This is a genomic window from Formosa sp. Hel1_31_208 (assembly GCF_900104785.1).
Taxonomy (GTDB): Bacteria; Bacteroidota; Bacteroidia; order Flavobacteriales; family Flavobacteriaceae; genus Psychroserpens.
This window is the reverse complement of the sequence record NZ_LT629733.1, coordinates 134,763-161,056: the sequence shown is the minus strand read 5'-3', so window position 1 is coordinate 161,056 and position 26,294 is coordinate 134,763. Positions and strand designations below refer to the sequence as shown.

24 protein-coding genes are annotated in these 26,294 nt (G+C 35.5%); 10 read left to right on the top strand and 14 right to left on the bottom strand.

Annotated elements, in window-relative coordinates:
* Positions 1 to 83: 83 nt before the first annotated feature.
* A complete protein-coding gene (locus tag BLT57_RS00705) occupies positions 84 to 1,310 on the bottom strand; it encodes a 3-deoxy-D-manno-octulosonic acid transferase (protein ID WP_231928735.1) in 1,227 nt (408 codons plus the stop codon).
* An 88-nt stretch (positions 1,311 to 1,398) separates the two neighbouring features.
* On the opposite strand from BLT57_RS00705, the gene BLT57_RS00700 reads away from it, so the two are divergent.
* From BLT57_RS00700 to BLT57_RS00685, 4 genes are all read left to right on the top strand, one after another.
* The gene (locus BLT57_RS00700; protein ID WP_091426582.1) at positions 1,399 to 2,553 is read left to right on the top strand and encodes a DegT/DnrJ/EryC1/StrS aminotransferase family protein; all 1,155 of its coding nucleotides are present in this window, start codon (positions 1,399 to 1,401) and stop codon (positions 2,551 to 2,553) included.
* A 1-nt stretch (position 2,554) separates the two neighbouring features.
* The gene (galE, locus tag BLT57_RS00695; RefSeq protein WP_091420886.1) at positions 2,555 to 3,577 is read left to right on the top strand and encodes a UDP-glucose 4-epimerase GalE; all 1,023 of its coding nucleotides are present in this window, start codon (positions 2,555 to 2,557) and stop codon (positions 3,575 to 3,577) included.
* Positions 3,578 to 3,587: 10 nt separating this feature from the next.
* A complete protein-coding gene (locus BLT57_RS00690; protein WP_091420882.1) occupies positions 3,588 to 4,865 on the top strand; it encodes an amidohydrolase family protein in 1,278 nt (425 codons plus the stop codon).
* 169 nt (positions 4,866 to 5,034) lie between these two features.
* On the top strand, positions 5,035 to 5,226 hold the full coding sequence (locus BLT57_RS00685) for a hypothetical protein (protein WP_091420877.1): 192 nt from the start codon (positions 5,035 to 5,037) through the stop codon (positions 5,224 to 5,226).
* Between the two features lie 34 nt (positions 5,227 to 5,260).
* Here the strand turns inward: BLT57_RS00685 and lspA are convergent, their stop codons facing one another.
* The 9 genes from lspA to BLT57_RS00640 all read right to left on the bottom strand — a co-directional run bounded on the left by lspA (position 5,261) and on the right by BLT57_RS00640 (position 14,850).
* Complete coding sequence (gene lspA, locus BLT57_RS00680; protein WP_091420874.1) at positions 5,261 to 5,758, bottom strand: signal peptidase II; 498 nt, start codon at positions 5,756 to 5,758, stop codon at positions 5,261 to 5,263.
* Between the two features lie 6 nt (positions 5,759 to 5,764).
* Entirely contained in the window at positions 5,765 to 6,658 is an 894-nt protein-coding gene (gene fabD, locus BLT57_RS00675) for an ACP S-malonyltransferase (protein ID WP_091420870.1), read from the bottom strand.
* A gap of 76 nt (positions 6,659 to 6,734) precedes the next feature.
* Positions 6,735 to 8,294 (bottom strand): NAD(P)/FAD-dependent oxidoreductase, encoded by a 1,560-nt coding sequence (locus BLT57_RS00670; protein WP_091420867.1) that lies wholly within the window; start codon positions 8,292 to 8,294, stop codon positions 6,735 to 6,737.
* A gap of 27 nt (positions 8,295 to 8,321) precedes the next feature.
* On the bottom strand, positions 8,322 to 9,254 hold the full coding sequence (locus BLT57_RS00665) for a dihydrofolate reductase (RefSeq protein ID WP_091420865.1): 933 nt from the start codon (positions 9,252 to 9,254) through the stop codon (positions 8,322 to 8,324).
* Positions 9,255 to 9,681: 427 nt separating this feature from the next.
* Complete coding sequence (locus tag BLT57_RS00660; protein WP_091420862.1) at positions 9,682 to 10,506, bottom strand: thymidylate synthase; 825 nt, start codon at positions 10,504 to 10,506, stop codon at positions 9,682 to 9,684.
* 161 nt (positions 10,507 to 10,667) lie between these two features.
* On the bottom strand, positions 10,668 to 12,383 hold the full coding sequence (locus BLT57_RS00655) for a nucleoside transporter C-terminal domain-containing protein (protein ID WP_091420860.1): 1,716 nt from the start codon (positions 12,381 to 12,383) through the stop codon (positions 10,668 to 10,670).
* Positions 12,384 to 12,393: 10 nt separating this feature from the next.
* A complete protein-coding gene (locus BLT57_RS00650) occupies positions 12,394 to 13,002 on the bottom strand; it encodes a bifunctional nuclease family protein (protein WP_091420857.1) in 609 nt (202 codons plus the stop codon).
* A gap of 116 nt (positions 13,003 to 13,118) precedes the next feature.
* Entirely contained in the window at positions 13,119 to 14,081 is a 963-nt protein-coding gene (locus tag BLT57_RS00645) for an electron transfer flavoprotein subunit alpha/FixB family protein (RefSeq protein WP_091420854.1), read from the bottom strand.
* A 22-nt stretch (positions 14,082 to 14,103) separates the two neighbouring features.
* On the bottom strand, positions 14,104 to 14,850 hold the full coding sequence (locus BLT57_RS00640; protein ID WP_091420850.1) for an electron transfer flavoprotein subunit beta/FixA family protein: 747 nt from the start codon (positions 14,848 to 14,850) through the stop codon (positions 14,104 to 14,106).
* Between the two features lie 333 nt (positions 14,851 to 15,183).
* Between BLT57_RS00640 and BLT57_RS00635 the strand changes: the two genes are divergently transcribed.
* Together BLT57_RS00635 and BLT57_RS00630 are read left to right on the top strand one after the other, a co-directional pair.
* Complete coding sequence (locus BLT57_RS00635) at positions 15,184 to 16,161, top strand: pyruvate dehydrogenase complex E1 component subunit beta (RefSeq protein WP_091420846.1); 978 nt, start codon at positions 15,184 to 15,186, stop codon at positions 16,159 to 16,161.
* Positions 16,162 to 16,226: 65 nt separating this feature from the next.
* Positions 16,227 to 18,737, top strand: coding sequence for a DUF5686 and carboxypeptidase-like regulatory domain-containing protein (locus BLT57_RS00630; RefSeq protein WP_091420841.1), 2,511 nt, complete (start codon positions 16,227 to 16,229; stop codon positions 18,735 to 18,737).
* On the opposite strand, the gene BLT57_RS00625 is transcribed toward BLT57_RS00630, so the two are convergent.
* Entirely contained in the window at positions 18,734 to 19,393 is a 660-nt protein-coding gene (locus BLT57_RS00625) for a hypothetical protein (protein WP_091420837.1), read from the bottom strand. The two genes, BLT57_RS00630 and BLT57_RS00625, sit on opposite strands and share 4 nt — an antisense overlap.
* A gap of 56 nt (positions 19,394 to 19,449) precedes the next feature.
* Positions 19,450 to 19,884 (bottom strand): DUF4174 domain-containing protein, encoded by a 435-nt coding sequence (locus BLT57_RS00620; protein WP_091420834.1) that lies wholly within the window; start codon positions 19,882 to 19,884, stop codon positions 19,450 to 19,452.
* Between the two features lie 146 nt (positions 19,885 to 20,030).
* Between BLT57_RS00620 and BLT57_RS00615 the strand changes: the two genes are divergently transcribed.
* The 4 genes from BLT57_RS00615 to BLT57_RS00600 all read left to right on the top strand — a co-directional run bounded on the left by BLT57_RS00615 (position 20,031) and on the right by BLT57_RS00600 (position 24,776).
* Positions 20,031 to 20,558 carry an inorganic diphosphatase gene (locus tag BLT57_RS00615; protein WP_091420828.1) on the top strand — a complete coding sequence of 176 codons (528 nt, stop codon included), beginning with the start codon at positions 20,031 to 20,033 and terminating at the stop codon, positions 20,556 to 20,558.
* 117 nt (positions 20,559 to 20,675) lie between these two features.
* Positions 20,676 to 23,093 carry a sodium-translocating pyrophosphatase gene (locus tag BLT57_RS00610; protein ID WP_091420825.1) on the top strand — a complete coding sequence of 806 codons (2,418 nt, stop codon included), beginning with the start codon at positions 20,676 to 20,678 and terminating at the stop codon, positions 23,091 to 23,093.
* Positions 23,094 to 23,205: 112 nt separating this feature from the next.
* A complete protein-coding gene (locus BLT57_RS00605; protein ID WP_157717089.1) occupies positions 23,206 to 23,724 on the top strand; it encodes a hypothetical protein in 519 nt (172 codons plus the stop codon).
* Between the two features lie 53 nt (positions 23,725 to 23,777).
* A complete protein-coding gene (locus BLT57_RS00600) occupies positions 23,778 to 24,776 on the top strand; it encodes an App1 family protein (RefSeq protein ID WP_231928734.1) in 999 nt (332 codons plus the stop codon).
* A 105-nt stretch (positions 24,777 to 24,881) separates the two neighbouring features.
* Here the strand turns inward: BLT57_RS00600 and BLT57_RS00595 are convergent, their stop codons facing one another.
* Both BLT57_RS00595 and BLT57_RS00590 read right to left on the bottom strand, forming a co-directional pair.
* The gene (locus BLT57_RS00595; RefSeq protein WP_091420815.1) at positions 24,882 to 25,496 is read right to left on the bottom strand and encodes a deoxynucleoside kinase; all 615 of its coding nucleotides are present in this window, start codon (positions 25,494 to 25,496) and stop codon (positions 24,882 to 24,884) included.
* Positions 25,497 to 25,498: 2 nt separating this feature from the next.
* Positions 25,499 to 26,257 (bottom strand): hypothetical protein, encoded by a 759-nt coding sequence (locus BLT57_RS00590; protein ID WP_231928733.1) that lies wholly within the window; start codon positions 26,255 to 26,257, stop codon positions 25,499 to 25,501.
* Between the last annotated feature and the right edge of the window lie 37 nt (positions 26,258 to 26,294).

Genomic DNA, 26,294 nt, shown 5'->3' with positions numbered 1-26,294 from the left:
TAATTCACGAAATTAATAACTTAAATTGAATAACTGTTAATTTTTTAACATTTATCGAAATTTAGTATTATTCAATAGTCGCCTTATATACGTATGTAGTTAGTTATTTGGACTACTGCACCCTTATTTTTTTCAATAAATTCTGAATTTTTTTTACCTAATGCGTCGCGCATTTGAGGAGATGTCGTGAGTGAATCTAAAACGGTTCTTAAATCCTTTCTATCAGCTACTGATATTACCCCTGCTTTTTCGATCATAGCTTTAGCTTCAGGGAATTTATTATGGTTTTTACCTATAATGATAGGTACTTGAAATACAGCTGGTTCTAGGATGTTATGCAAGCCTGTTTGGCCCATGGCACCGCCAACATATGCAATATCAGCATAACTGTAGATTTTAGATAGAATGCCAATGGTGTCAATAATAAAAACGGTTTTGTCTGTTAGTGGCTTATGATCTTTTTCAGAAAATAACACAAAATCTACCTCCAGTTTTGAAGTAATTGCCTTTATATTGTGAGCTTTAATTTCATGAGGTGCAATGATAAACTTTAAGTCTTTCGATGCATTTGCATTTATATATGGAATAAGAACAGCTTCATCCTCAGTCCATGAACTTCCAATAACAATACATGTACTATCATTTTTGAATTCTGAAATAAAGTCAAGGGTATTGACTTGTGACAATTGATTGGCAACTCTGTCAAACCGTGTATCTCCAGATATGGTTACAGAATGAAACTGAATTGAATTGAGAAGAGTTTTAGAATTCTCATTTTGAACAAAGATGTGTTCAAAAGCAAGTAAAGCAGATTTTCGTTTTCCTCCATAAAATTTAAAATAAGATTGATCTGGTCTAAATAATGCAGAAATTAAAATAGATCGCCGTTTTTGTCGTTGTAATTCGAGAAGTAAATTAGGCCAAATATCATATTTTACAAATACCGTAAATTCTGGACGTACGATTTCCACATAACGTTTTGCATTGGCTTTCGTATCTAACGGAAGATAAATAACAACATCGGCCACATTGGTGTTTTTTCTAATGTCATAACCTGATGGAGAAAAAAAGCTAAGCACAATTTTGTGATTGGGATATTGAGTTCTTATCACCTCGAAAACGGGCAATCCTTGTTCGAATTCTCCTAAAGAAGCACAATGAAACCAAATGATTTTATCAGCAGTGTTAATTGTTTCTTCAAGTGTTTTGAAGGTGTTTTTACGACCCTCAATTCCGCGTTTGATCTTAGGATTGAAAAAGCCGAGTAGCTTCAATGTAAAAGAAAATATATAGATTCCTAAATTGTACAATATCTAATCGTTTAGATTAATGCTAAAATACTGTTCTTTGAAATAAATTCATTGCTTAATGCTAATGAATTTTGTATTTTCGTCTGGTATGAAAAAAATTCAAATGGTTGACCTCAAGGGTCAATATAACAAAATAAAAGAAGAGGTAGATCAATCGGTTTTGGAGGTCTTAGACTCTACAGCGTATATTAATGGACCAAAGGTTCATGAATTTCAGAACAACTTAGAGAAATATTTAGGGGTTAAACATGTCATTCCTTGTGCCAATGGTACAGACGCTTTACAAATTGCAATGATGGGTTTAGGGTTGAAGCCGGGAGATGAAGTGATTACGGCTGATTTTACCTTCGCGGCAACCGTTGAGGTAATCGCGTTATTGAATCTGACTCCTGTTTTGGTTGATGTAGATCCAGTAACCTTCAATATTGATGTTGAAGCTGTTAAAAATGCAATCACACCAAAAACAAAGGCTATTGTTCCAGTTCATCTTTTTGGAATGTGCGCTAATATGGAAGCGCTAATGGATATTGCGCAAACAAATAATTTATTTGTTATTGAAGATAATGCTCAAGGTATTGGGGCCACATATACATATACAGACGGCAGAAAAGCAAAAGCAGGAACCATAGGACATATTGCCTCTACATCATTTTTTCCTTCAAAAAATTTAGGTTGCTATGGCGACGGTGGTGCTATTTTCACTAACGATGATGATTTAGCGCATACAATTAGAGGTGTTGTAAATCATGGTATGTATGTACGTTACCATCATGATGTGGTGGGTGTGAATTCGAGATTAGATTCTATACAAGCTACTATCTTAAACATTAAGTTAAAGCATTTAGATAACTATAATCAAGCTCGACAAAATGCTGCTAGAGCATACAATACTGCTTTTGCAAATGAAGAGTATATAATTACACCTTCAGGTAAATCAGAGTGTTTAGGAATTTGTAGCAGCTGTGATTGTCATGTATTTCATCAATATACCTTAAGGGTTCTAAAAGGCGATCGTGACGCTTTAGTGAAACATTTGAATGATAAAGGTATTCCGTGTGGTGTTTATTATCCAATTCCTTTACATCGCCAAAAAGCGTATCTAGATTCTAGATATAATGAAGCCGATTTTAAAGTGACCAATCAGTTGGTAAAAGAAGTGATTTCTTTACCAATGCACACAGAGTTAGATGATGATCAAATTGAATTCATAACATCAACTGTGAAAAATTTTGTCAATTCTTAGTATGAAAAAAATCCTTGTTACTGGAGGGCTTGGATTTATTGGCTCTCATACGGTTGTAGAATTACAAAATGAGGGTTTTGAAGTTGTCATTATTGATGATTTATCCAATTCTTCCCTCGATGTTTTAAAAGGCATTAGTTCAATTACAGGAAAAACTCCAAATTACGAAAACATAGATCTTAAAGAAAAAGCCCTAGTTGAACAATTTTTCCAAAAACATAAAGATATTTCTGGCGTCATTCATTTTGCGGCAAGTAAAGCGGTAGGAGAAAGTGTGCAAATGCCTTTACACTATTATGAAAACAATTTAAACACACTCATTTATACCTTAAAGGAAGTTATAGGTCTCGACGAGTCAAATTTTATTTTTAGTTCGTCATGTACGGTATATGGTCAGGCTGAGGAAATGCCAATTACTGAAAAAGCACCTGTGCAACCAGCAGAATCTCCTTATGGAAATACCAAGCAAATTGGAGAAGAGATTATTATGGATACTTGCTATGTAAACCCTGAGCTCAATGCGATTGCTTTGCGCTATTTTAATCCTATTGGAGCACATCCAAGTGCAAAAATTGGTGAATTACCTATTGGAGTTCCTCAAAACTTAGTACCTTATATCACGCAAACGGCAGCAGGACTCAGAGAATGTTTATCTGTCTTCGGAAACGATTATCCAACTGAAGATGGAACTTGCATAAGAGATTATATTCATGTTGTAGATTTAGCCAAAGCTCATGTTGTGGCATTGCAACGGCTACTTAATGGCAAAAACACTTCTAATTTTGAATCCTTTAATATTGGTACAGGAGTTGGTAGTTCTGTGCTTGAAGTTATTAAAACTTTTGAGCGTGTTTCAGGTCAGTCACTTAACTATATATTTGCTCCAAGACGACAAGGGGACGTTATTTCGGCTTATGCACATACTGAAAAAGCAAATAAAATCTTAGGCTGGAAAGCAGTATTAACACTTGACGATGCAATACGTTCGGCATGGCACTGGGAAAAACAAATTAGAAATATTTAATTCAACTATAATGAAATCATTACTACAACTTATTATCCTTTTACTGACACTATCAGTAACTGGACAAAATACCTATTTACACTGTGGGCAACTAATAGATACGAAATCTGGAACTATTTTAACAGAAAGAACAATCATAGTATCTGGGAGTAAAATAATTGCTATCGAGAACGGATATATATCTCCGAAGGCTTCAGATGATAGCGTTATTGATCTTAAAAGCAAAACGGTTATGCCAGGACTTATAGACATGCATGTACATATTGAAGGAGAAACGAGTCCGACGAGGTATTTAGATGTTTTTACAAAAAATGAGGCTGATGTAGCATTTACCTCAGTTGAAATTGCTAATAGAACCCTCATGGCTGGTTTTACCACAGTAAGAGATCTGGGAGGATCGGGAGTCAATGTCGCTTTGCGTAATGCGATTGCTCAAGGAAAAGTATCTGGACCTCGAATTTTCACTGCTGAAAAAGCTATCTCAACTACAGGAGGTCATGCAGATCCTACTAATGGAAGGAAGAAATCTTTAATGGGTAATCCTGGTCCAATGGAAGGTGTTATTAATGGTGTTGAAGATGCCAGGCAAGCCGTGAGACAGAGATATAAGAATGGAGCCGATTTAATAAAAATAACCGCAACGGGTGGTGTGTTGAGTGTGGCTAAAAATGGTCAAAACGCTCAATTTACGCAAGAAGAAGTGGATGAAATTGTAAAAATAGCACGTGAATATGGAATGGTGGTTGCCGCCCATGCCCACGGGAAAGAAGGGATGAAGCGCGCTATCAAGGCTGGAGTTCAAACGATAGAACATGGGTCGTTTATGGATAAAGAAGCAGCGACTTTAATGAAGCAATATGGTGCCTATTTGGTGCCAACACTTTCCGCAGGACGTTATGTTGAAAAGAAAGCAAAAATCCCAAATTACTATCCTCCCGTAATTCTTCCAAAAATAGAAAGTACAATGCTAGTGCTTGATGAAACATTAGAAATGGTGCTTAGGGAAGGTGTTCCAATCGCTTTTGGTACTGATGCAGGTGTTTTTCCTCATGGAGAAAATGCCAAAGAGTTTGCTTATATGGTTGAAGTAGGATGGTCACCAATGTTTTCAATACAAAGTGCCACGATTACGAATGCGAAATTACTCGATATGGAAAATGAATTGGGACAGTTAAAAGAAGGTTTTATTGCAGATATTGTTGCCGTAGATAGTGACCCTACCAAAAATATTGCTACTATGGAAAATGTCACTTTTGTTATGAAGGAAGGGAAAGTCTATAAACAGTAGATTATAAAACTTGTAATACATTGTGATTAATACTAAGATTCTTTCAATGATTACCCTTAATTTTTAAAGAGTGTTCGCTCAATAAATTGATTAACAATCATTTAATGCTAAAAGCTTGGTGATTAACAGACATCTTTGTTTCTTTGAAACTAATGCTAAATGAAAACCAATGAAATTGATTAGTATCAAACGTGAAACAAAACTAGAAGTGAGGTTCACAAGAAAAATGGGAGAGTTGACAACTAATGTCACCTATATTAAAAAACAGTTTTTAAAAATTCCTTACAAAACAATTCATAAATATCGCGAAACCTATTATGGAGAAGTGAAAGATTGTGAAAATATTAGTTTAGCTAGATAGTTAAAAAAGCCTCATCATTTTTGAATGAGGTTTTTTATTCAAGTGTATTTTTCTTTTTTGGAAATAACGTCGTTAATAATAAAACAATCATTCCAAAGGTCACCGACATATCTGCTACATTAAAGATGCCTGTTCTTAAAGTGTCGTTGATATGTAGATAGAAAAAATCAGTTACCGAACCATAGACAATCCGATCAAATACATTGGCTACACCTCCTCCAGCGATACAAGAAAGCGCAATCAAACTGAGGCGGTCTAGAGATTTTGTTTTAAGGATATAATAAATTAAATAACCTAAGACACCAATAGGCAAAACAAGAAGGAAGATCAGTTTTAATGTAGGATTCATATCGCTTCCCATACCTAAGAAAGCACCTGTATTTTCAACATTCATCATGATGAAGAAATCACCTATAACATTTATACGTTCATTAGGGTCAATGTTTGCTCTAGCCATAATCTTTGAAATTTGGTCAATCGCAATATTAAAGGCTATAAGCAAAATTATGCCAGCAGTTCTTGATAATTTCATAGGGGCTTATGCGTTTGATTCTAAAGTTGCAGAAGCAGTTTCTACTTCTCTGTTGATCTTTTTGACTAATCCTTGTAAAACTTTTCCTGGTCCAACTTCTGTGAAGTGCGCAGCGCCATCGGTAATCATTTGCTGTACAGATTGAGTCCAACGCACAGGGGCAGTTAATTGTAAAATTAAATTGGCTTTAATCTCATTTTCATCAATAATCGCAGAGGCGGTTACATTTTGATAGATTGGACAATTCGGTTTGTTAAATGTTGTGTTTTCAATAGCAGCAGCCAATTCTTCACGAGCAGGTTCCATTAAAGGCGAGTGAAATGCACCACCAACAGGAAGCACTAAAGCACGACGAGCGCCTTCTTCTTTCAAAGTTTCACAAGCAGTATTTATAGCATCTATTTCTCCAGAAATCACCAATTGTCCTGGGCAGTTATAATTGGCTGCAACCACAATACCATCAGTCATTGCACATACTTTTTCTACAATATCATCGTCTAATCCCAGAACAGCAGCCATTGTGCTTGGTTGAAGTTCACAAGCTTTTTGCATGGCTTGAGCGCGTTGAGAAACCAATTTAAGTCCGTCTTCGAAATTTAACACGCCATTAGCAACTAATGCTGAGAATTCTCCAAGCGAATGACCTGCTACCATATCTGGTTTAAAGCTATCACCTAGTGTCTTCGCGAGAATCACAGAGTGTAAAAAGATAGCTGGTTGTGTCACTTTCGTTTCTTTTAAATCTTCAGGAGTCCCTTCAAACATGATGTCTGTTATTGGAAAGCCTAAAATAGCATTTGCTTTTTCAAACAGTTCTTGTGCTAATGGAGAGTTTTCATAGAGATCAAGTCCCATTCCAGAGAATTGGGCGCCTTGACCAGGAAATATATATGCGTTCATTGTAATCAATTTTTATGCGACAAAAATAGGAATAATATCTTAAAATTAAGAGGGACTACTATAACTCAGATTAATTCTATACATGTCTAGTTGCGGCTTCTGCACAACGCTCGCCATCCATTGCAGCTGAAACTATTCCACCAGCATAACCACCACCTTCACCACAGGGGAATAAATTAGAGATTTCAGGATGTGCTAAACTTTCACTTCTAGGGATATTTACAGGAGATGAGGTTCTAGATTCTACACCAATAATATTAGCTTCAGCCGTATAATAGCCATGCATTTTTTCTCCAAAAGCTTTAAACCCTTTCCGAAGTGAACTTCCAATTAGTTTTGGTAAAAGCGAATGCAGTGGGGCTGATTTAAGTCCCGGCTGGTAGGATGTAGGATTTAAATCTGAAGATAGCTTACCTTCAACAAAATCGGTTAAGCGCTGAGCTGGTGCTGTTTGTGTTCTTCCACCAGCTGTAAAAGCCAGTCGTTCTAAATCTTTTTGATATTCTAGTCCTTTGAGCGCACCATGATGTTCATATTTGTATAAGTCTCTGTCGGCATTGATTTCAACGACAATACCTGAATTCGCAAATTCATTATTCCGTTTTGAAGGCGACATTCCGTTGACAACAACTTCACCATTGGCTGTTGCTGCAGGAACGATAAAACCTCCAGGGCACATACAAAATGAATAGACACCTCGATCGTTTACTTGATGGACTAAACTGTAAGCCGCGGCAGGCAATAACTCATCGCGTTGTTCACCTTTGCAGTGGTATTGAATACTATCGATAATTTGTTGTGGATGTTCTGCGCGAACACCCATAGCAAAAGATTTAGCTTTTAGTTGGATGTTTTTTTCGTTGAGTAAATAAAAGATATCGCGAGCGGAATGTCCTGTTGCTAAAATAACTTTATCAACATTCATATCATCTCCGTTTTGTAGCACGATTGTCTTTATAAGACCATTTTTAACATTGAAATCGGTTACCCGAGTTTCAAAATGGACTTCACCTCCAAATTTTAAGATAGTTTCTCTAATGTTTTTAACGACTTTTGGGAGTTTGTTCGTTCCAATATGAGGATGTGCATCAATCAATATTTGATCAGTAGCACCATGATATACTAAGCTTTCGAATACCTTTCTTACGTCGCCACGTTTCAAACTTCTTGTATATAATTTCCCGTCACTATAGGTTCCGGCGCCACCTTCTCCAAAGCAATAGTTGGAATCTTCGTTAACAATATGATCTTGATTTATAGCTTTTAAATCCCGACGTCTGTCTTGCACGTTTTTTCCACGTTCAAGAACAATAGGTTTATAGCCGAGTTCAATAGAGCGTAACGCTGCCCACATGCCTGCAGGACCAAAACCAATAATATGAATTGGTTTTGCCTTGGATACGTCTTTATAATCAAATACAAAAGCAGAATCTTCAGGAAGTTTTTCGTTGATATAGACGTCGACTTTATAATTTAAAATGATGAGTTTTTTTCTAGCGTCAATCGATTTCCGAAGTATTTTAACACCGGAAATATCGGCTACTTTAACATTGAGATAATGAGAAGCCTTCTTGATCAAAATATCCGCTTGTCGTTCTTCTTGAAGGGTAATACGGAGTTGGAGTTGTTTGATCATGAATTTTTTAAAGCGTTTTATTAAGTACTAGTTGTTCCTTTCATAGGTTGAAAATGTAAACGAAAATTCATGATTGTCATCTTTTTCATGAAACTTGCTGTGTGTTTCTTTCCAGACTGATAAATCAATTACTGGAAAAAACGTATCTGCATCTTCAAAGCTGTGATGCACACGTGTAATTTCAAGTCGATCAGCTAGAGGCATCGCTTGTTTATATATTTCTCCTCCACCAATAATAAAAGGCTGTTGGTCTAGACGTGCAGCATCAAGAGCGTCGCCCATATTGTTTACAATAATCACGCCATCTGGGGCTTTGTAATCCTCTTGTCGTGTTATGACAATATGTGTGCGATTGGGTAAAGGTTTTGGGAAACTTTCAAAGGTCTTTCGTCCCATGATAATGTGATGACCATTGGTTAGGGATTTAAAACGTTTAAGGTCATCACTCAAATGCCAGATAAGGTCGTTGTCTTTGCCTATGGCGTTGTTCTCTCCAGCGGCAACGATAATTGTTAACTCAGATTTTTTTTTTTGAGTTACTATCTGTTTATCTAAGGTTTGGTTGTAAGCTTCAGATTTAGCAATTTCAGTTTCTTCTTTTAGGTACTGTAGCTTTAATTTTTCAATTCGTTCTTTTTGCTTTGCTACTAAAACCTCACGTTGTTGATCTTCCCAGTCTTTACCCATGAAAGAGTGTGTAATAAAAACACGAACAAAATGATAGACAAATAAAAATAACCATAATACTATGGCAATAACAAACCAATCAAGACCGGCAATTTTAATGTCTTTTCCGATACCCAAGACGGTATTGGCAAGAATCAAAAAGACGGCTCCAATTAAAAAAACCACGAAATGAAGGTACACGCGTTTTTTCTGTTTGATACGTTTTTCAGCGTATTTAATAAGTGCTAGTTGGGCTGCATCTATTTCAGGAATTTGTTTCTTTTTTCCGAACATAAATTAAAAAATTATGAATTGTAAAGTTAGTCTTTTTAACGTAAAGGTTGTAATTATTTTTTTCTACGGAAAATGGGAGTCTACGAAAATGTTTAAGTGTTTAAACTGATGGAAATCAGTAAACAAAACCGTTTTTGTTGTTGATAACCTAACAGTTTTCGTTGCGATTTATTTCAGATATGAATCTATAATCAGTCTAAAATCATCAAAAGAGCAAACCTTGTATTTCTAAGAAACTAATCGTTTCAGTACGATAGTTACTTTCATACATTTAAATTGGAAATCAATTCATAATTATAATGGCAATTAAAAATCAATAAAAAAAAGAGCTTTCATCACTGAAAGCTTTTTTTTGAACGTTTATTGAACAGCAACTGAAATACTAAAAACTAAAAATGCTGTTATGTGTGATTTTTGTAAAAACATTTTAAACTGCTACAACACCTTTAATATGTGGATGCGGATTGTAATTCTCTAATGTGAAGTCCTCAAATTTAAAACCGAAAATATCTTTTACTTCAGGATTTATAACCATTTTTGGTAAGGGTCTTAGATCTCTTGATAATTGCAATTCTAATTGCTCCAAGTGATTGCTATAAATATGAGCATCGCCAAATGTATGAATGAATTCACCAGCTTCATAGCCACAAACTTGAGCCATCATCATCGTGAATAATGCATAAGATGCAATGTTAAACGGGACGCCTAAAAAGATGTCTGCACTACGCTGGTATAATTGGCAAGATAGTTTTCCGTTGGCCACATAGAATTGAAAAAAAGCGTGACAAGGTGGTAGGGCAGCTTTTCCGTTAGCCACATTATCACTAAATGATTTAGATGTATCAGGTAAAACAGATGGATTCCAAGCCGAAACTAACATACGTCTGCTATCAGGATTTTTCTTTAATGTATCCACAACGTCTTTAATTTGATCGATATCATCACTGTTCCAATTACGCCATTGATGACCGTATACAGGACCTAAATCGCCATTATCATCTGCCCAATCATTCCAGATACGCACACCATTTTCAGTTAAATAATTGATATTGGTGTCACCATTTAAAAACCAAAGTAATTCGTGAATGATTGACTTTAAATGTAATTTTTTAGTAGTTACCATGGGGAAACCCGCACTCAAATCAAAACGCATCTGGTATCCAAAAACACTTTTTGTACCTGTTCCTGTTCGGTCTTCTTTTTGGTTGCCGTGTTCTAAAACGTGCTTAACTAAATCGTGATATTGCTTCATATGCCTGTTCCGCAGTAGCAGAAGTTTCTTTTAGTTTAACTTAAATTTTTCAGAAAATAAAAATAAAAATAAGGGTTGAATCTCCATGAGTTCAACCCTTTATTATATCAAAAGTTATTAACTATTATATTGCAATTAGTAGATAATCTTAAAATCTTGAATTAACCAATAATCATTCCTGCTATCGTTGCTGATATTAACGATGCTAAAGTACCGCCAATTAAAGCCTTCATTCCAAATTTTGACAACAAAGTACACTGACCTGGTGCCAAAGAACCAATCCCACCTATCTGTATGCCAATAGAGGCAAAATTGGCGAAACCGCAGAGCATATATGTCGCCATGATAATTGACTTTTCATATTGTAGATGCGTTGCATTCGCTGCATTTTTTAAGTCAGCTAATTGAATATAACCAATAAACTCACTCGCTGCTAATTTGATTCCAAGTAGTTGCCCCATTAGGGCCATGTCATCGGTGGCCACTCCAATAAGCCACATGAGTGGTGCAAAAGCATAACCTAAGATGAGCTCAAGAGATAGTGCTTGATAAGGCGTATTTGCTACTACCCAATCATTTAAAGTAGTCACATCTCCAACCCAACCTAATAGTCCGTTGATCATGGCAATAAATGCGACAAAAACTAATAACATGGCCCCAACGTTGACTGCAAGTTTAAGACCTTCTGTTGTTCCATTAGCAATGGCATCTAATAAATTAGAGCCTATTTTTTCTTGAGAAACTGAAACATCGGTATTTATTGTTTCGGTTTGTGGATATAAAATCTTGGAAATCACAATAGCGCCAGGAGCAGCCATTACTGAAGCTGCTAACAAGTGTTTAGCGTATACCAATCTCAATTCTGGATCATCACCACCCAAGAAACCTATATATGCTGCAAGAACAGCACCAGCCACTGTGGCCATACCACCAATCATTACTAGGAGAATTTCAGATTTTGACATCTTTTCTAAGTATGCTTTTATAAGCAAAGGAGCTTCGGTTTGTCCTAAAAAGATGTTTCCCGCAACACTTAAACTTTCAGCACCTGAAATCTGTAATGTTTTAGAAAGGAGCCAAGCCATAGCTTTTACAACTTTTTGAATAATGCCTAAATAAAATAAAACCGAGGTCAAAGCAGAGAAAAACAGAATGGTAGGTAATACCTGAAATGCAAAAATGAATCCAAAGGTATCCATGTCCATAACCAAGCCTTCAAATAAAAATTTACTTCCTGCTTTTGTAAAATCCAGCAAATCAATAAATCGCTGCCCTACCCATTCAAAAATTGTTTTTACAAACCCTACTTTTAAAACACCAATGGCTATTATTAATTGAAATGCTAGTCCAATTCCAACTGTTTTCCAATTGATAGCTCTGCGATTACTACTAAATAGAAAAGCAACAAATATCAAGGTCACCATACCCAGTGTGCCTCTCCAGAGGCTGTTCATCGAAAAACCCTGACTCGGAATGATCCCATTGCTATCTACATCTGTTATTGGTATAACTAATTCATCAGTTTTAGGGCTTATAAATTTATATGATATAGAATTCTCTTTAAACACGAGGGTAGAATCGGTAAGTTCAGATATCTTATAGCGTCTTATCGTGTCATTAGGTTTAGAATAATAGAACACTAATAAGTTATTTTGATAGAGGTAATCTCCAGATGCTTTTAAATTATCTTTGGCTATTAATGTATAGTCAAATTCACCACTATTTAGGTTTAAGACATCAGAGTTGGAAATTTCAAATAAAGACTCGCCAGTGTCATTTTGTATTGCTTCAAACTGCCATTTTTTTTCTAAGTCTTGTCCGAGTGTTGTCGTAATTCCAAAAAAAATAGCTGTAATAGCTAGTAAAAAATGTCTCATATGAATCGGATTAACGTTTGGAGATTTCGTCTCTTATTTTAGCGGCTTTTTCATAGTCTTCATTTTTGACAGCTTCGTCTAGGAGCGTATTCAATTCTTCAAGAGATTTATCCATATAATTATCTTGGATGCTCGCTTCAATTTCTTCCACGACCAAGTCATCAACAAGAATTGAATCTTGATCTTCATTTTCTTTTTTAGGATTCACTTTCAAGTATATACCGGCTTTGTCTAAAATATTTTTATACGTAAAAATAGGCGCTTTAAAGCGCAAGGCTAGGGCAATGGCATCACTTGTTCTGGCGTCAATAATTTCTTCAATTTTATCACGTTCACAAATAAGACTCGAGTAAAATACACCGTCAACTAGTTTGTGTATAATCACTTGTTTGACAACAATATCAAATCGATCTGCAAAATTTTTAAACAAGTCGTGCGTGAGGGGTCTAGGAGGTCTAATTTCTTTTTCTAAAGCGATAGCAATCGATTGGGCTTCAAAAGCTCCAATAACTATTGGTAATTTGCGATCACCATCCACTTCATTAAGAATTAGAGCATAAGCGCCATTTTGGGTTTGGCTATATGATATTCCTTTGATATTTAATCTAACTAGACTCATAATTTATAAAACACAAAGAACTGTTTTAATTAGGACTTTACCAAACTGCAACATGCAGATTTATTCATAAAGAACCAAATCAAAACAGCCCTTTTCAAACTACAATTTATAAAAAATTATGCGTTTTGAGCTTTAAATGCTTTTAATTTTTCAATGAGTGCTGGTACAACTTCAAAGGCATCACCAACTACTCCGTAATCAGCTGCTTTAAAGAAAGGCGCTTCTGGATCGGTATTGATGACCACTTTAATTTTAGAGGAGTTGATTCCTGCTAAATGTTGTATTGCTCCCGAAATACCTATTGCGATGTATAAGTTAGATGCAACCGGCTTTCCTGTCTGACCTACGTGTTCACTGTGAGGTCTCCATCCTAAATCGGATACTGGTTTAGAACATGCTGTGGCTGCTCCAAGGACATCGGCAAGTTCTTCAATCATTCCCCAATTTTCTGGTCCTTTAAGTCCTCGTCCTCCAGACACTACAATTTCCGCATCGGCTATGGTTACTTTATCCGTAGCTCTATCAACGGATTCTACAGTTACTCCTGTTGAAGGGATTGTTGGTGTAAAATCTTCTAAAGCAACACTTCCATTCGTTTCTACTAAACCGAAAGCGTTTTTAGAAACACCTACAATTTTAACATCAGTATCAATAGTGGTCATATTGAATGCTTTATTAGTAAAAGCAGTTCGCTTCACAGTGAATGGCGCAGTACTCAAAGGTGCCTCGACTACATTTGAAGCATATCCGGCATCTAAACCTATCGCTAATATTGGTGCTAAGTATTTGCTGTCTGCACTAGAGCTAATGACAACGACATTAGCATTTTCTTGTTTTGCCGCTTGTGCGATTGCACTTGCGTATGAGTTCGCATTAAATGTTTTTAAATCACCATTGTTGACATTTAATACTTTGTCAACGCCGTAATTACCTAATTCGTTGGCGTCATCTGTATTTATTGTAATTGCAGTAACGCTAGTTCCCATAGCATCAGCAACAGCTTTGGCATAGGATGCGACTTCAAATGCTGTTTTTTTAAATTTTCCTTGTTCTGATTCTGTATATACTAAAACTGACATGTGTTTTCGTTTAAAGGGTTAATTAAATCGCTTTAGCTTCGTTATGCAATAAGTTGATCAATTTATCAATATTATCAGCATCAACTAAAGTTACTGCGCCTCTTGGAGCAGGCTTTTCAAATTTCACGGCGGTAGTTTCTACATTTGCATTAATAGGTTCAATGACATTGAGAGGTTTTTGTCGTGCCATCATGATTCCTCTCATGTTCGGTATGCGAAGATCACTTTCTTCAACCAATCCTTTTTGTCCACCTATTACTAGGGGTAAACTAGTAGATACGGTCTCTTTACCACCATCAATCTCACGCATTGCAGTTGCATTTGTGCCTTCAATTTCTAGACTGATGCAGTTTGTTACGAAGTTAGCATTAGTTAAAGCAGCAAGCATTCCTGGCACCATTCCACCATTATAGTCAATAGATTCACGACCAGCAATAACGAGATCATAACCTCCTTCATTTACAACATTGGTCAATTCTTTAGCCACTTGAAAACCGTCTTTAGCTTCAGTATTTACTCTAATAGCAGCGTCTGCGCCAATGGCCAATGCCTTCCGAAGGGTAGGCTCAGTTTCAGGTCCACCAACATTAACAACCGTAACGTTAGCACCTTGTTTTTCTTTAAACCACATGGCACGAGTTAAACCAAATTCGTCATTTGGGTTGATCACAAATTGAACACCATTAGTGTCAAATTTTGTGTCGCCTTCGGTGAAATTAATCTTTGAAGTCGTATCAGGAACATGACTAATACATACTAATATTTTCATATCGAAATAATTTATTTTGAGTAATGTTTTTTCTAGAGCACGAAGATAATTATAAAAATTCTAATTTTACTATGCGTGCATAATAAAATTTTATGAAAATTAGAGTTTAAGTGATTTTAGTTGAAGATTTCTTATAATTAGCCCACTTTATCATTAATAATTCAAATATTTATCATTTGAATTGACTAATGTTTTCTTACTTTTCATGTGTAATCCATTCAAAATATAGAATGTCTCCGTCCTCTTTAGGTTTTGATTCGGTTTTTCAAGCTCAATTTCTTGTTATTTTATGGTCAATAATTATTACTTTTGCTATTCGTAAAAAAATAATACATGAAGACAATTCAATTTAGAGAAGCGATTTGTGAAGCCATGAGTGAAGAGATGCGCAGAGATGATAGCATCTACTTAATGGGTGAGGAGGTTGCAGAATACAATGGAGCTTATAAAGCTTCAAAAGGGATGCTGGATGAGTTCGGGTCAAAGCGTGTTATTGATACGCCAATTGCTGAACTAGGTTTTGCAGGTATTGCTATTGGCTCTACAATGACAGGAAATCGCCCTATCGTTGAATACATGACCTTTAACTTCTCTCTCGTTGGTATTGATCAAATTATAAATAATGCTGCAAAAATTAGACAAATGTCTGGTGGACAATTTAAATGTCCGATTGTATTTCGCGGACCAACAGCATCTGCTGGTCAATTAGCAGCTACGCACTCACAAGCTTTTGAGAGTTGGTTTGCAAATACTCCTGGTCTGAAAGTAGTCGTGCCTTCAAACCCTTACGATGCAAAAGGTTTATTGAAATCGGCTATTCGTGATGACGATCCAGTAATTTTCATGGAAAGTGAGCAGATGTATGGCGATAAAGGTGAGGTGCCAGAAGGTGAATATACGATTCCTTTAGGTGTAGCCGAAATCAAACGTGAAGGAACAGACGTAACTATTGTATCCTTTGGAAAAATCATTAAAGAAGCTTATAAAGCTGCTGATGAGTTAGAGAAGGAAGGTATTTCTTGTGAAATTATCGATTTGCGAACGGTGCGACCTATGGACAGGAAAACAATTGTAGCATCGGTTAAAAAAACAAACCGACTCGTAGTTCTAGAAGAAGCTTGGCCTTTTGGTAACGTCGCAACAGAAATTACCTATTTAGTGCAATCTGAAGCTTTTGATTTTCTTGATGCTCCAATTGTGAAAATTAATACAGCAGACACACCTGCACCTTATTCACCTGTTTTATTAGAACAGTGGTTGCCAAATAAAGATGAAGTCATTAAAGCAGTAAAAAAAGTACTTTACAAATAAATAAACCGCAAATTTTTGCGTTATCAAAACTTCATTAGCACGATTGTTGATGAAGTTTTTTACTTATGAAATTAAATCTACTAATTCTTGTTTTATTCTTAGGTGGTTCGATTGCGTTTTCACAAACCAAAATAAGTGGTTATGTAAATGATGAAAACAATCAGCCCATTGCCTTTGCTAATGTATTTTTTAAAGGTTCAACTGAGGGTACTATTACTAATGAAAATGGGCTCTTCTACCTTGAGTCTGACAATACTTGGGACATTGTTGTTGTTTCTTTTTTAGGCTATCAACAACTAGAAATTACACTGGATAAAAAAGTTAATTACGATCTAAAATTCGTATTAAAAGAAGAAGCAGATGCCCTTAACGAAGTCGTAATCATTACTGGAAAACAATCTAAAAAAGCTTCTGAAAATCCAGCAATACGAATTCTACAGAAAATTTGGGAGCGCAAACGGCAAAACGGATTGGGACAGTTCAAGCAATATGAGTATGATAAGTACGAAAAGGTAGAGTTTGATCTTAATACTATAGATAGTGCATTGATTAAAAGTAAGTTGTTTAGAGGTATGGAATTTGTGTTTAAAGAAGTAGATACCTCAAGAATCACTGGAAAAACATATTTACCAATATTCATTAATGAATCTGTGAGTAAGGTGTATGGTGATAATTTATTAAGCAAGGAAAAGGAAGACATAAAAGGAAATAAAAACTCAGGCTTTAGTAACAATCAAATTATTATTGATTTCATAGATGATTTGTATGCCGATTTTGATATTTACGATAACTATTTGAAGTTCTTCGATAAGAGTTTTGTAAGTCCCTTGTCGCGAACGGGAATACAGACGTATAATTATATCTTATCTGATAGTGCCTTTATAGACAATAAGTGGTGCTATAACATCATTTACTATCCACGACGAAAAAATGAACTCACTTTTAAAGGTGATTTTTGGGTCAATGATACTACCTACGCCATTAAAGACATCAATCTGCAAGCGTCTAAAAGCGCAAATATTAACTGGGTAAAGGAAATTTATATCGAACAGGAATTTGATGTGTTGAATGATTCTATATTCTTGATTAAGCGAGACTATATGTTGTCTGATTTCGCCTTGAATAAAAAAGAAAAGTCACGTGGTGTTTACGGAAAGCGTACAACTTTATATGATAATTACACCTTTGATATTCCCAAGGATGATAAGTTCTATGATGTTGAAGTATACAATTATAATGAAGATGTCTATAACCGTGATGATAAGTTTTGGACACAAAACAGAATGGAATCCTTGAGTAAAGACGAAAAAGGGGTTTATAAAATGCTAGATACACTAAAAACGGTGAAAAAATTTAAACGTTTATATAGTATTGGTAGTATTTTGGCTTCAGGTTACATAGAATTTCCAAGTATCAATTTTGACTACGGTCCGATATTTTCAACCTTTGGATTTAATGAGGTTGAAGGGACTCGGATTCGAACAGGAGGACGTACCTATTTTGGACCCAATGATCTTTGGCGTATTGAAGGGTTTTTAGCCTACGGATTTAGAGATGATAAATTCAAATATGGTATTTCTGGAAAATGGCTGGTAGATAAAAAACGACGAATTATCATCTCAGCAGGAAACCGTCGTGACGTAGAGCAAATAGGTGCAAACTTAACCGCTTCAACAGATGTCTTAGGTAGAAGTTTAGCCTCATCTGCTGTTGTAGGAACAGCCGTTAATGATAAGCTTACCAGTATCAATTTGACAACGATGTCACTTGAGATTGAACCCGCAAGGAATTTTGTTATTCGCACGAGTGGAACATATAAAACTTTAGAATCGGCATCACCAACTTTCAGTTTAGATTATAATGATCCCGAGTCACCATCTGGAATTTCTTCCGAAGTCAAGCAATTTGAAACAGCGATATCGCTGTCCTATTTTCCGAAGCGAAAAATGACAGGATTTGGAGTAGAACGTCGCGTGGCGAATGATGGTTTTGCAAGTTTATTTACTCAGATTACAAGAGGAGATCAAGATATTTTTAATAGTGATTTTGATTATACCAAAGTGCAATTCTCGTACATTCAACCATGGCAAGTTGGAGGATTCGGACGTTTAACAACTACCATAGAGGCTGGGAAGACCTTTGGAGAAGTGCCATTATCTTTGTTAAGTGTGGTTCCTGGAAATCAATCATATTTCTCAATCTATAATACATTTCCGCAATTAGATTTTTATGAATTCGTGACTGATACCTATACGTCTTTACATGTAGAACACAATTTCAATGGACGTATATTTTCACGAATCCCATTTCTAAAAAAATATAATCTAAGAGCTATAATAGGGGTTCGCGGAGTTTGGGGCGACTTGTCTAATGATAATATTGCCTTAAACACAACTGGTAACCTTGCCGAAACACCACTTGTTGCACCAAGTCAAGATATTTATTACGAGTACAGTTTTGGCATTGGTAATATTTTTAAAATTTTACGCATCGATTTTAACTTTAGAGGAAATTATCTTTCTACTCCAGATGCGAGACCATTTGGTGTCACTGGTAGTTTTGGGTTTAACTTCTAGTAGCTTTGATAAAGGATTCTCCAGAGTAATATGAGAGGAAAGAAAATGAGCCCGATATAAAAGATGTATTTTCCATGTGTCCGGTCTTTGGCTGAATATGAATAGACTTTTTGGCCATTAGGTAATGTTTTCTTTGAAGTCCAGAGGAAATATCCAATTATTAAACCAATAAATCCACCAATGATTGAAAAGAAATAACCACAAATAATCCAAGGCTTTTGGTTTCCTTCAGGCTTTGCTAAGTGCGCTAACCGTTGTTTTTTAAGAGAGCTCAGTAAATCTTTATCAATATGCTTACCACGTTCAGATAAAATATGTTGTGCTAATGTATAATCAAAAGAACTCCATTCGTCAGATTTCAATAATACTTCATAGAGCTCTTCATTAGTAAACTCAAAGAGATAATAATCTTTATCCACATCACTAACAAAGGTTTTGGAGTGTTGTTCTAAAACGGATTCGGCGTTATCAAAGTCGTTTTGTTTAATTCTAATTTCTACTTGGTTGTTTAAAGTGCTACCAGCGAAAGTAATGTCTACGGCTGGGACATTATCATCAATAATACAATTTATATCGTTGGAAGCTAGGAGGGCTTTGATATCCATAGCTTCCTCTAAGCTTCTAAATTTTCTAAAAATGGAATACTGATCTTGCATATCGTTTTATTTAAAGAGCCGATCACAAATATATCTGTAATTATCAAGTTTTTGAACTATTTGTTTCCTCTTATTTCAGACAGCCTCATGGGCATGCCATCAATGATGTTAAAAAGTGTTTTAGGATTTAATATGTGATCTTGTTTTTGTTTCACACTGCCGTCTAGTCCAATGAGTAGTACTACAAATGATGTTTTCTCCGTTTTGAATTGTCTATATAATTTTTGACTTACTGTCCAAGTATGATGCTCTGAAATGCCAATCTTATAATGGGTTGGTGAGATTTGATACACTAAGAGTTTCCTTTCTTTTAATGCTTGGTCTTGATTATTTAATGAATTAATTTGATTTTGAAAAACAGTATTTCCTGTATCCTCGGTTATTATTAATAGGACTCTATTGTTCCATTGATGTTTTGACAGGTCTTGAGCATTTATGAGATTTGTAAGTAATACTAGAATTGAAAAACCAATAAGGGTACGAAATTTCATGTTGATATTTAATTTTTTTTTGATGAGGCACCTATTTTAAACGGAAACTAAGTTCGATTAATTTTCTGATAAACTCAAACTTAATTTTATTGTCCAGCCCAAACAATACACTATCTTTGCATCCCAAAATTTAATGATATAACAATATGACAGCAGCAGGAAAAGTGACTTTCGACGTACTAATTGAAATCCCAAAAGGAAGTCGTAATAAATATGAATATGATTTTGAATTAAAAAAAATCAGATTTGATCGTATGCTATTTTCATCTATGATGTATCCTGCTGATTATGGTTTTATTCCAGAGACATTAGCTTTAGATGGTGACCCTTTGGATGTCTTAGTTTTAGGAGGCGAACCGACATTTCCAATGTGTGTGGTTGAGGTAAAACCAATTGGTGTATTTCATATGGCCGATGAAAAAGGGCCAGATGAAAAAGTAATTTGTGTGCCTGTTTCTGATCCTATTTGGAATAACTTGAATGATTTAGCCGATATGAACCCTCATCAAATAAAAGAAATTGAACATTTTTTCCAAGTTTATAAAGATTTGGAGAAAAAGAGAGTAGATGTCGGTGGCTGGGGGAATGCTGATGAAGCCTATGATATTCTTAATAAATGTGTTAATCGCTACGAAATTAGCGAGCATAAAGTCAATGGTGATTTTACAATTTAAAAGGAAAAATATATAAATCAACAAAGCCCTTTTGTTTTCTAAATAAAAGGGCTTTTCTATTAACATTGATTTTGTTACTTTTGCACACGTTAAAAACTAATCAAATAATAAAACTATATGGAATCACTGATGATTTACATGCCAATAGCTTTGGCGATTTTAGGATTAATTTACATGATCATTAAAAAATTATGGGTTATGAAACAAGATGCTGGAGATGGTAAAATGAAAGAAATTTCAGATCACATCTACGAAGGTGCATTAGCGTTTTTAAATGCTGAATATAGATTACTTGCAATTTTTGTTGTAATCGTAGCAGCTGCACTAACAGCTGTATCTTTTATAGTGCCAACGACTCACTGGTTAATTGTAATCGCATTTGTTTTTGGAGCTGTATTTTCTGCTTTCGCTGGAAACATCGGAATGAAAATCGCTACCAAAACAAACGTTAGAACAACTCAAGCAGCGCGTACTAGCTTACCGAACGCCCTTAAAATCTCTTTTGGCGGTGGAACAGTTATGGGACTTGGTGTTGCTGGATTGGCTGTATTAGGTTTAACATCGTTCTTTATACTTTTCTTCCATTACTTTATGGGAGGTGTATGGACAAGTACAATGGATATGACTATCGTACTAGAAACCTTAGCTGGATTCTCATTAGGAGCTGAATCTATTGCTCTTTTTGCAAGAGTTGGTGGTGGTATTTATACCAAGGCTGCCGATGTAGGTGCTGATTTAGTGGGTAAAGTTGAAGCTGGTATTCCAGAAGATGATCCTCGCAATCCTGCAACTATTGCAGATAACGTAGGTGATAATGTAGGTGATGTTGCGGGTATGGGAGCCGATTTATTTGGATCTTATGTAGCAACAGTTTTAGCTGCAATGGTTCTTGGTAACTATGTGATTAAAGATATGGGTGGATCTATTTCTGATGCGTTTGGAGGTATTGGTCCAATCTTATTGCCAATGGCAATAGCTGGTGCAGGAATTATTATTTCTGTTATAGGAACGATGTTGGTGAAAATAAAAAGTAACGATGCTAAAGAAGCTCAAGTCATGGGCGCTTTAAATGTTGGAAACTGGACATCTATTATTTTAGTTGCTGCAGCTTGTTTCGGATTAGTAACTTGGATGTTACCAGAAACAATGAAAATGAATTTCTTCGGAGAAGGTCTACAAGAGATCTCTTCAATGCGAGTGTTTTATGCAACTTTAGTTGGATTATTTGTAGGTGCAGTTATTTCTTCTGTTACTGAATACTATACAGGATTAGGCAAAAAACCAATTTTAAATATTGTACAACAATCATCTACTGGAGCAGGAACTAATATTATCGCTGGTTTAGCAACAGGTATGATATCTACATTTCCTTCAGTATTATTATTTGCTGGAGCAATTTGGGCATCCTATGCATTTGCTGGATTCTATGGTGTAGCTTTAGCAGCTTCTGCAATGATGGCAACAACAGCTATGCAATTAGCGATTGATGCTTTCGGACCAATTTCTGATAATGCAGGTGGTATTGCTGAAATGAGCGAACAAGAACCAATCGTAAGAGAACGTACTGACATCTTAGATTCAGTTGGTAATACAACAGCGGCAACAGGAAAAGGTTTTGCTATTGCATCTGCAGCTTTAACGTCTCTAGCATTATTTGCAGCGTACGTAACGTTTACAGGAATTGACGGAATTAACATCTTTAAAGCACCAGTTTTAGCGATGCTATTTGTTGGTGGTATGGTACCAGTTGTATTTTCTGCTTTAGCAATGAATGCAGTAGGAAAAGCTGCTATGGAAATGGTAGAAGAAGTACGTCGTCAGTTTAGAGACATTCCTGGAATTATGGAAGGTACTGGGAAACCAGAATATGATAAGTGTGTGGCGATTTCAACTGAAGCGTCATTAAGAGAAATGATGTTACCAGGGTTATTAACTATTGGATTTCCTTTAGTTATTGCTTTTCTGCCAATGTTATTTGGTATGGATAATTTAGCTATCGCTGAAATGTTAGGTGGTTATATGGCTGGTGTTACGGTTTCTGGTGTATTATGGGCAATCTTCCAAAACAATGCTGGAGGTGCTTGGGATAACGCTAAGAAATCTTTTGAAGCTGGTGTAGAAATCAACGGAGAAATGACCTTCAAAGGTTCTGAAGCTCATAAGGCAGCTGTAACTGGAGATACTGTTGGGGATCCATTTAAAGATACATCTGGACCTTCAATGAACATCTTAATCAAATTAACCTGTTTAATCGGTTTAGTTATAGCTCCAATTTTAGGTGGACATACATCGGAAGAAGGATTAGCAAACAACGAATCAGAAATTGAAATGGTTGTAGATGGGTCTAAAGACATAGCTGAAGCTACCATTACGTATACAACCATTGAAAATGGTGAAGAAGTTACTAAAGAAGAATTATTTTCTGGAACTGAAGCTGAAGTTGAAGCTCAACTAAGAGCTTTTGAAAAGGCGAATGATGTTTTAGAAGGAGACTCGAAAAAAATAATTAAAGAAATGAACGTTATTAAAGAATAATTCCGTTCACATAAATATAAAAAAGCCGCGTATATCGCGGCTTTTTTTTTTGGATTAGAAATAGGTGTTTATACCTGATTCTAAATGCCAAATGATTGGTAATTTTATACTTGTGAATTTAATTAGTGATATACAGTCGATATATGAAAATATTGAACAGCTGCAAGTTGTAAAATGCGGCATGTTTCATGAAGGAGTAGCAATTAATCCTGACGGAACACCAAAATATTCAACAATGGATAGTGTCACGGTTTTTGATCGTTTGCCCCTTTGCACTCACGAATTGCGAAACGTTCGTTTAGGTTGTGCTCACTCAGGGGTCAATGTAAAGTTCGAAAGCACTTTAGACAAACTGATAGCCCTCATGCCTCATAAGTCTGAAATAATTAGTAGTCTAAAAACCTCGTTCAGTGCAACAATTACAAAGATTTATACTACTGATCATCAAATGGGACATTTGGAACATCAGTTGGGGCACTGTCAAATTGATGGGCTTATGCATGAGAGGGCAAAATTGGAAGAGTCTAAGGCTCTGTTGAAAGAGAAACATGATGGACTTATGAATCAACTTAAACAGCTAAAGACTGATATTGAGTTATTTATCAAAAATGAACTCAATAAGCATCATTAATCTCACGCTCATATTTACGATTTTAGTATCTTGAACACTTAATTATTTGGTGCGTGTTTAAAAAAGATCCTTTACAAATTATTACATTTCAAAGTTATGGTACGGCTACGCATTTCTATATGCGTGGTCGTGCATTAGAAGACGAAACTGTTAATTTGGAACAAAAGGGTTTGTTTGGATTATTTATTAATTCATGGAAACGTTTTGAAAGCGATGAAATCAAGCATACAGCTCTTAAAATTAAACTACCAGGAGGGCCTGTTTTAAGAGCTTCTACGGATGATCACGGTTATTTTAAATTTGATGAGAAGGTCGATGGCCTAACAGAAATGGCTAATGCAGAAGGGTGGTTAAATTTTGAAGTGGCTTATGATGATCCTCAAATTAAGCGGCATATTCAGAATTCGAATCGTTTTCCTGGAGAACTATTAATTCCTTCTCAAAATGCTGATTATGGTGTTATCAGTGATATTGATGATACTATCATTCATACGGGTGTGGTATCTACTTTAAAATGGAAGGTACTGTTAAATAGTATTTTCAAAAGTGCTGCAAGCCGAATTCCATTGGAAGGGGCAGCCGAATTCTATCATAAATTACATCGAGGCACATCGGGAGAGAATGCAAATCCGATTTTTTACGTGAGTCATAGTCCGTGGAATCTTTACCGCTATCTTGAATTCTTTCTTAAGCAAAATGCATTTCCTAAAGGTCCGATATTACTGAGAAGTTTTAAAGATATCTTTAAAAAGAAATCTGGAGATCAGCCTCAAAAACATAAAGAGATTATCAATATTTTAAAAACATATCCGCATTTAAAATTTATTCTTATCGGTGATAGTGGTGAATCTGATGCTGATATTTATCTTGACATCGCTAATGAATTTCCTAATCAAGTTGCGGCCATCTACTTAAGGGTTGTTAAACATAAAAAGAAAATGCAACGCATAAAAGACCTATTCGAAGCTTATGATCAAATTCCAGTTTTGTTGGCTGAGAGTAGTGCCCAAGCCATTAAGCATGCGAAGTTAAATGGCTTTATAAAAAATTAACGAGCACTTAATTGTGATTTAGTTTTTTATCTATCAAGAACTTCTATAAAAAATAGAAATGCTGGGTTCTTATCAAGATTGACTCGTAATAACCAAATCCGAACACTAGAACAAACCATTAATTTGTGCATCAATTTTATTAATGATGCCTCCAAGATCTTCTGGGTTTGACACAAAATCTAAATTATCGACATCAACAATTAACAAGTTGCCTTTGTCATAGCCATGAATCCATGCCTCATAGCGTTCATTAAGACGGCTTAAATAGTCAATACTTATAGAATTCTCATAATCACGACCTCGCTTGTGAATTTGTGCTACTAAGTTTGGAATTGAGCTACGGAGATAAATAAGCAAGTCAGGCCCTTCTACAAAACCTTCCATCAAATCAAATAATGAACGGTAATTTTCAAAATCGCGATTAGTCATTAATCCCATAGCGTGAAGGTTAGGCGCAAAAATATGAGCGTCTTCATAAATGGTTCTATCTTGTATAATGTCTTTACCACTTTTACGAATTTGTGCCACCTGGCGAAATCTACTGTTTAAAAAATAGACTTGAAGATTGAAGCTCCAACGTTCCATCTGGTTGTAAAAATCGTCTAGATAAGGGTTGTCTACCACATCTTCTAACTGTGGCTCCCATCTGAAGTGTTTTGCTAGTAATTTCGTGAGTGTGGTTTTACCCGCACCAATATTTCCTGCGACGGCAACGTGCATATCTATTCGATTTTTAATTGGTATATGTGGAGTTTTTCAGAATCGTAAATATACAAGGTTTCATTGGTTAGTAAAAACTGATTTATTAACAATTTTGGTGTTTTAAGCGGAATGATGGCATCACTCTTTTTGGATTTATAAAAGAGGCTTGCATCTGATTTTAGAACAAGATTTTCATTGTTAAGCGCCATAGAAGTATAGCCCTTGTTTTCAATTTTAGAGATTAAACTACCAAAGTAAGTATATTGATATAGATAGTTTTCAGTAAGCATCCAGCAATAATTATAGTCGCTTTTTAAATCTAAAACATTGGATTGTACTGGAACTGTAGTGATGCGTCTTTTGTTAGTTTTATAATCGTATAATTCTAGTTGTTGGATCTCTTGATTGAAAACCCAAAGTGTATTGTCATATCCCGTTGAGACATGCGTTACAAATCTATAAGGTTGAAGTTGATTAAAATCGATTTTATAAATTTCGGCTAAACGATTGTCCAAGATGACTACACTATTAAAATCCTGAAAAAACATATTGATTTTTAAAGGGTTGTAGGCATTTACAGTTGTTGGAATCCCGAGTTGTACATTGCTATAATTAATAGATGGCTGGTTCTTTGGCTTTTTATAAAGGATATTGCTAACCGTATAATAGATCGTTTCAAAGTTGTCAACAGCAACAATGTGATCTGCTTTTAGTGCTATAGTCTCTTTGATATTTAATGTCATAGTTGATTGCCCAACAGCTAGGGTAGAAAAAAACATCAAAACATATCTTAGAACTGTCATATCACTTTTATAG